A 7,566-nucleotide genomic window follows, 5' to 3' on the forward strand; every position below is an offset into this window, starting at 1 on the left:
CCTCCTGAACGCGATAGTAGGGATACATGGTGTCGAGTTCCTCGGCGGCGTCGCCGGTCAGGAGCAGCGCTCTGGGCACCTGCTTCTCCTCGCATATGAGGCGGGTGAGGCGGATCCGATCCGATCTGATTGGTTAGCATTCCTCGGCCCAGCCCGCCCGTCAAGCCTTTACACCATTCCGTCCGCGCCCTTGGCCTCGTCGAACAATCGCCGGAACCGCTCGCCGGACAGCAGGATGTGCCGACGCATGGCGTAGGCGGCGGCGTCGGGGTCACGCGCGCCGATCGCGGCCACACTTCTTCGTGCTCGGCGATCGCCAAGTGAGTGACCTGGGTGCCGTGTCGAGGCCGGAACAGGTGCACGTGCGCGTGCAGGCGAGCGAGCGCTTCGCAGATGAGCTGGTTCTCCGCGCTCAGGGCGACGAGATCGTGAAAAGCGGCGTCGCGGAGCCCGAAGGCGCCATAGACGTGAGGTCACTTCTAGCGTCTTCGGGAAACTGTTGTCATCGGTCGCATGCTGCGGGGTGTTGATGCCCCGCTCGGATCATATAGGAAAGGTGACTCTTCGATCAGGCAGCTGGCCCGCGCGGCAACCGCCCCCGTCCGCACGAGTGGCGCAACGCCCTCAGCGACCGGGGGGACGTCAGCCGTCCTTCACCCACCGCGGAACCGCCCGCCGGCGCCTACTTCGACCACCTGAAGCTCCCCTGAGCATGCTCGACGTCCTGCTCGGTTCGCCACCGGGCCACACAAGGACCGAAGGACTTCTCGACTGGCTGACGACCCGTGCGCGCTCCAGCGTCAGCGCGGCGGGGGCTGCGATTCGCCGCCCCCGCCGCGTGAACGGGTCAGCGGTTGAGGTTCTGCATCCACTCCCGCAGCTCGCGCGCCTGCCGTGCGAGCTCGGAACGCGCCGCAGCGTCGCCGGAGGCCTTGTCGTTCGCCAGGTCGACGATCGAGTTCAGCGCTGGGATCGCGGTGGTGTAGTTCCTTGCCAGGTAGCTGTCCCGCGCGATGTCCAGGGCGGCACCGGCGGCGTCCGCGGCGTCCGCGGTCAGCAGCCCGGCCGCTCGGTCAGCCTCGATCAGCCGGCTGGTCTCGCGGTAGGACGAGCAGTTGGCGTCCTTGCGGCCGGCGGTCGTCTCGATCCCGCCGAGGACGATCTGCATGAACGCGTCGTCGTAGTACTGCGTCCGGAAGTGGCCGAGGATGTTCGAGAACGCCTTGCCACCGCCCCAGTTCTGGCACCACGCGATCGGGTGGTCGCCGTTCATCAGCCGCAGCGGGTTGGTGGCCGCGTTGCCGCTGTTGAGGCTGCGCTGGTAGCTGTCCTCGTTGAGGCTCAGCAGCGTGTGCACGTCGGCCCGCATGTTGCGGTCGAAGTTGTAGAGCTCGTCGACCGTCATCCACCGGGCAGGGAGATGCGCGGTCGCCGGGTGCGTCTTGTCCTCGGTCACCACCTCGGTGTGGATGCAGCTGCCGCACTGGCCGAACCCGTTCTGGCCGTTCGGATGGCTGGTGAAGAACCCACCGGCGAGGTCGCCGTACCACGGCCAGGTGCCGATCTCGAACGAGTCGGCGGCGCCGTGGATGCCGACATAGCCGCCGCCCTGCTTCATGTAGGCCTCGAAGTTCGGCTGCTCGGTGGTCGCATTGAGCGGGCCCGGGTGCCCGACGTTGGACTCGAAGACGATCGTGTCGTACTGCTTGAGCGTGTCAAGGCTCAGGAACGGGCTCGTGGGCAGCGTGACCGTCGGGAGTTGCGGGTCGTAGACGTCGACGTTGAAGTTGTGCGCGATGCCGAGCTTCTGGATCGCGGCCACGGTGTGCGGGATGTGGTCGTGCCGGAAGCCCGTCGTCTTGGAGAAGATCAGGACGTTGTAGTCGGCGTCCGCCTTGTGCGGGAGCGGGGCGAGCACCGGGTCCGGGATGAACTTCGGGCCCTCCGCGGGCTCGGACTCGAGGCCCGTCGCGGGCTCCGGCGCGAGCCGGCCTTCGAGCTGGTCGATCAGGTAGCGAGCATCGCCCACGAGTGTGCTGCGGGCCGAGCCGGGCGGGATCCGGCCGGCGACCGAGACGAACCCGTTCAGGACCTGGCTCGCGCGCTTGGCCGAACCGGCGTCGGCGAGCGCCTTGGCCTGGTCGACCTTGGCTTGGAGCGCCTCGCCGACCTCCGCCGGGACGCTGCCGGCGGTCACGAACCGGGTGATCAGCGTGCCGACGTCCGCGAACGAGGTCGTCACGATGAACGTCTGCGTGTACTTCGCGCTGCTGGAAGCAGCGTCAGACAGATGCACCGCGAGCGTGTGCACGCCGAGCGACAGGTCGGAGGTCTGCACCGGCAACGGCGGGACCAGCTTGCCGTCGAGGTACATGTTCAGCACAGCAACTCCGCCCGAGCCGGGGGCGGGGTCCGTGCGCGTAGGGATGAGCGTGGCGACGTGACCGACGTGACCGTCGGTGATCGCCGGGTACGATGCAGCCGGCGCGCGCGTGTCGATCCGGACCGAGATCGAGCGGAACGCCGCGACGTTTCCGGACGTGTCGACCGCGCGGTACCGGACGCTGGTGTTGCCCTCCTGCGTGATCACCGCCGACGCCGTGGCCGACGTCGGCGCCCCCTCGACGGGCACGTCGATGTAGGCGGCGCCGCCGTTGAGCGAGTACTGGAACTTGGCGATGCCGACGTCGTCGGTCGCCGACACGTTCAGCGTCACCGGGCCGGTGTACCAGTTGTTCTGGCCGGTCGGCGCAGAGGGCGACAGCGTCGCCACGTTGATCGTCGGCGGTGTCGTTTCCTGTGCCCACGACGGTGTCGCGGGGATGAGTGTTGCGGCCGCCGTCAGGAAGGCGGCCACTGCCGATGTGCGAAATCTTCTCCGCATGAGTGTCTTCTCTCTTGCCGCTGTACCGGCGGGTTCGGTGGGTGCGGGTGCCCGTGCCGACGAACCGGGTTCGTCGGCACGGGCGGGTTCGCTAGGTGCCGATGCCCGCGCCGACGAACTCGGCCCAGTTGAGGTTGAACAGGTTGCCGCCCGTGGCGCCACCCGTGACCGAGCGGAACACCAGGAACAGCTCATGCGTCCCGGACATCGAGACCGGGAACGTCTGGCTCGTCCAGGTTCCCGTCCCGCCGGTGGACACGAGGTCGGCCGTGGTCAGGATCGGCCCGGTGATCGAGTCCTGACGGACCTCGATTGCCGCCAGCGGTGACCCGGGCGTGCGGCCGTTCGCCGCGTCCGCCGCGCGGAACGTGATCGAATCGATGTCGGTCAGGTTGAATGGACCGTTGAGCTGGAGCCAGTCGCCCGAGCCCAGGCTGCCGCGGTGCACGCCGGCGCCGCCGTCGGTGTTGGTCGCGGTGTTGGTGCCGGACTGGTTGACGACGAACTCCACCTCCTGGTGCTTCTGGCGGATCTGGTGCTGGCCGGTCGTCGTCAGCTGTGGGACGCCGCCCGGACCGCCGTGGTCGGTGTAGCGCGCCTGGACCACGCCGGAGACGCTGCCGCCGTGTGAGACGTCGTCGGCGTCCGTGTGGAGCACGCCCGAGCAGCCGTTGACGGACTCCTCGGCGTGGCCGTGCGCGTCGTGGCCGAGCACGAACGTCACCTGTACCTCGGAGCAATTCACCGTCCCGTCCTCGGGGTCGGTGACCGTGACCGAGAACGGGATGTCGTCGCCGAACGCGAACGTCCCGCCCTCCACCGGCGTATTGACGACCACCGTCGGGCTCGTGTTGCCCACGGTGATCACGGTGCTGGTCGAGGTTTGCTTGCCGGACGAGTCGAGCACGGTCAGCACGGCCGTGTAGCGGCCGGACTGCGTGTAGGTGTGTGCCGGGTTGGGGTCGGTCTCGATCGCCGAGCCGTCGCCGAAGTTCCACTCGTAGCGTATCGAGTCGCCGGGATCCTCATCCAGCGAGCCGGCGCTGGAGAAGTTCACGGTCAGCGGCGTTGAGCCGTCGGTGCGGTCCGTGGTGAGCACGGCCTTCGGCGCGCGCTTGCCCTTGACGTACTCCCACTTGTACATGCCCGCGTCGGGGCTGATGACGTTGAACCCGTTGCCGTAGGTCAGCAGGTAGAACGCGCCGTCAGAACCGAATTGCAAGTCCATAGGGTTGTCGCACTCGAACCGGAACGCGCCTGTCCCGGCGTTCGCACGGCTGCCGCAGTCCAGGAAGTTGTTGATCTTCTGGACGTGGTTGGTCTGCTTGTCGAGCTTGACCTCGCGCAGCGTGTCCTGCGTCCACTCGCTGATGATCACCGAGTTGTCGTAGTACGGCGGGAACTTGTGAGGGTTCGGGTTCTTCGGGTCGTAGTGGTACTTCGTGACCCCGTGCGGACCGACGCCGCCGGTGTAGAGCTCGGGGAACAGCCGCGGGCATTCGGTCGTCGAGCCGGGCGCGGTCGGGCCCGGGGTCGGCGCGTAGTAAGCCTCGCACGGGGTGCCGAGCGGCGCGGTCGGGTTGTTGTCGCGGTAGGAGTACCAGATGTCCGGGTCGGTGACCGGCGGGACGTCCCTCAGGCCCGGCTCGACCGTCGGACCGCCCTCGATGTTCCACAGCGAGTCGTTGCGCTGCGTCGGCCCGTCGCAGTCGAACTTCTGAGGCGGGTTGTTCAGAGGTGTGCCCGCGGTGGTGGTGCCGGGCGCGAACTCGTGGAAGTTCCACTGGTAGTGCGCGAGGTCGCGCTTGTAGCACGTCGGCCAGCCGTAGTTGGACGGCTTGCGCACGATCTCGTACCGGCCGGTGCCGGCCGGGCCGTGCGAGCGCTGGGGTGTCTGGGCGTCGGGCGAGTAGTCGCCGATGTAGGCCACGTCGTTCTCGTCGACCTGGATCCGGAACGGGTTGCGGAAGCCCATCGCGTAGACCTCCGGCCGCGTCTTGTCCCGCGGCTTGCCCGCGACCAGGGGGAACAGGTTGCCCGGCGGGATCGAGTAGGCGCCCGTGCGGGAGCCGAAGTCGGCCTTGTTGGCGTCGGCGGCGGAGATGTCGCCGCCCTTGACCTTGATCCGCAGCACCTTGCCACGCAGGTCGTTGGTGTTCAGCGCGGTGCGGCGCGAGTCACCGGTGAGCCGCTGATACCAGCCGCCCGCCTGCGCCGTGCTGGTGGCGATCGCCGGCGTGGCGGTGCCGGTCAGGCCGGCGCCGTCGGCGGTGATCTGCGGCTGATCGGACTGCTGCTTGCCGCGGCGGAAGAACACGTTGACGTTCGAGGTGTTGACCGGGCCGCCGCTGGTCTGGATCTCGTCCGCCTCGATGTTCGAGAGCGCCTCGAGGGCCGCGTCGATCGCATTGCGATCCGCGTTCCACGCGATCGGCTCCGTCGTCCGGCCCTCGAAGGTCAGCGTGAACGTGCCGCCCGTCGCGTTGGTGACGCGCACGGTCTGCTGCTCGTCGGTCTTCTGCGAGTTGTACGGCCCGTAGCCGCCGGCGTTGATGCCGCCCGCGGGCGTGTCGTCGCCGGTGACCATCCAGAGGTTGCCGTGCTTGTCGAAGTCGATGTCGCCCCCGACGTGGCAGCACTCCTGGCGGTTGACCGGCACGCGCATGATCTGCTGCTCGGAGCCCATGTCGAGGTGCGCCGGCGTGCTGTCCTTGGCGTCGACGAACTTGAAGCGGCTGAGCTGGAAATAGCCCACGTACGGATCCCACGCGGTCTTGGACGCGGCCACGTTCGGTGGGGTGGTGTTCGGCGTGATCTGGGTGACGACCGATCCGTCGCTCAGCTTGACGTCGGTGACCTCCTTCGGCGAGTAGTAGAGGTAGACCCACTTGTTGGTCGCGAAGTCGGCGTCGACCGCCGGCCCATAGAGCCCGTCCTCGCCCGCGGAGTAGATCTGCTGCGTCATCGGCAGGCTCGGATCGGCGAAGTTGGCGACGACCGTGGTGACGCCCGTGGCCGAGTCGTGCATGCGCAGCGAGCCGAGGCGGTCCGTCTGCAGAACGCGGCCGTCCGGCAGCTGGTCGAAGCCGATCGGCTCCTGCAGGTTCGGCGGCGAGCCGATTTTTGTCTGCTGGTAGTTGGCCAGCACGGTGGCGCCGCAGTCGCTGTAGTCCGGGTCGGCCTGGCCCGCGGCCCAGCCGATCGCGCCCTTGAGGTGCTTGGTCAGGCCGGGATCGAAGCTCGCGGCCGTGTTGCCCAGGCCGGTGTAGAACGAGCGGCCGCCCTGGAAGTCCTTGCACCACGAGACCGGGTGATCGGCGCCCATCGTGCCCCCGGCGATCCCGTCGAGGTCGGCGCCCTGCGGCTGCGGCCCGAACGGGTCTTCGACGACGGTGTCGAGGACGTGTGACACACCGCGCACGTTCTTCTTGAAGTTGTACCACTTGTCGGTCCGCGACCAGATCTGCGGCAGATCCTTGGTCGCGTCGTGGACTCGGTCGGCGACCTTCACGTCACCCGATTGCACGTCGGTCCTGCCGGACGCACGCGTCCCCAGGATGTCGGTCAGGAACGACCAGGACTCGTCGGTCTCGACCGCCGAGCCGACGCCGACGAAGCCGCCGCCGTCTCGGAAGTAGTCCTCGAAGTTCGCGCGTTGCGCGTCCGTGAGCGGGCTCGCGAGACCCGTGTCCAAGAACACGACCGCGCGGTACTGCTTCAGCTTCTTCTCCGCGAAATGGTCGCCCACGTCGGTGGGCCCGGGCGCCACGACCGTGAAATGACCGGGTCTGGCCGCATCCCGGATCGCGGCCAGGCCGGCCGACGACACCGCGTCCTGGGTGCTGCGCACCACGAGCACCTTGAAGCGGGCGTCTGGTGGTGCGGCCTCGGCGGCAGGCGCGGACGGCTGCAGCAGCTCCGGTGCAGCGACGGGAGCGGGCTCAGCCGCCGTGGGGGCCGCAGCGCTCACCGGCGTCGCGAGGAGCGTGAGGAAAGGGGCGATGAGGGCTAAGGCCATCGTGGTCGCGGTGCGACGTCTCGGGCGTCGTCCTTGTGCTGGCAGGGCTGCGTCGAGCAGCCTGGCCCCCGTTCGATGACGTGGTGACATGGAAAAACCTTCCTGCCTGGGGGATGTCAGGCACGGCGCGAACCGCCGCGCGCTTGTTGCCACTTGGTGGTAGCGGATAGTGCGGTTGCTGGAGGGTGCCGTCTCCAGGTCTGTGGGGCCGTCAGCAAGGTGCCGACCTGGGGAGATCCGTGATCGCGGTCGGGTCGTCGACGATGTGGTTGATCACCGTGCTCGCCGCGCCACGGGAGGCGGCGCCGAAGCCGAGCGTGGAGGCGACGAATCGGCACTGGGCGGCTGAAGCTGCCACCACGAGCCGTTGCAGCTGATCTTGCGCGTTGGGCAGCAGCCGCTGGACCGGCGAGGCGAAATGGCCTCAGATGACGATCACTCGCGGGTTGAAGAGGTTGGCCGGGATCGAGCCACCGGGTGGCCGACATCGCCAGAGGCCTGGCCTCTGGCGACCGGCGCATGACGATGGCGGTGGCACAGGTCGGCGAGTGGCTCGGGCTTCACCGGGGCAGGTCAGGTGTGGTCATGCCGATGCGGAGTTGATGGATTTCGAGAAGAGCTCCATCATCGCCGCGCCGAATTGCGGCATGTCGGGCCATCCGCG

Annotated in this window: 4 protein-coding genes; all 4 read right to left on the reverse strand. The window is 68.3% G+C overall.

Features of this window, described 5'->3' with window-relative positions; translation table 11 throughout:
• Positions 1–168 precede the first annotated feature (168 nt).
• The 4 genes from B085_RS51560 to B085_RS49800 all read right to left on the reverse strand — a co-directional run bounded on the left by B085_RS51560 (position 169) and on the right by B085_RS49800 (position 7,260).
• Positions 169–294: a hypothetical protein gene (locus B085_RS51560; protein ID WP_018563377.1), complete on the reverse strand. Its 126-nt coding sequence runs from the start codon at positions 292–294 to the stop codon at positions 169–171.
• A gap of 553 nt (positions 295–847) precedes the next feature.
• Positions 848–2,773, reverse strand: a complete 1,926-nt coding sequence (locus B085_RS46095) for a ThuA domain-containing protein (RefSeq protein WP_018563378.1) — start codon at positions 2,771–2,773, stop codon at positions 848–850.
• A gap of 202 nt (positions 2,774–2,975) precedes the next feature.
• Positions 2,976–7,055 carry a ThuA domain-containing protein gene (locus B085_RS0135650; protein WP_158689890.1) on the reverse strand — a complete coding sequence of 1,360 codons (4,080 nt, stop codon included), beginning with the start codon at positions 7,053–7,055 and terminating at the stop codon, positions 2,976–2,978.
• 58 nt (positions 7,056–7,113) lie between these two features.
• Entirely contained in the window at positions 7,114–7,260 is a 147-nt protein-coding gene (locus B085_RS49800; RefSeq protein ID WP_158689891.1) for a hypothetical protein, read from the reverse strand.
• Positions 7,261–7,566: the final 306 nt, after the last annotated feature.

This window comes from Streptomyces sp. BoleA5 (genome assembly GCF_000373665.1).
Taxonomy (GTDB): domain Bacteria; phylum Actinomycetota; class Actinomycetes; order Streptomycetales; family Streptomycetaceae; genus Actinacidiphila.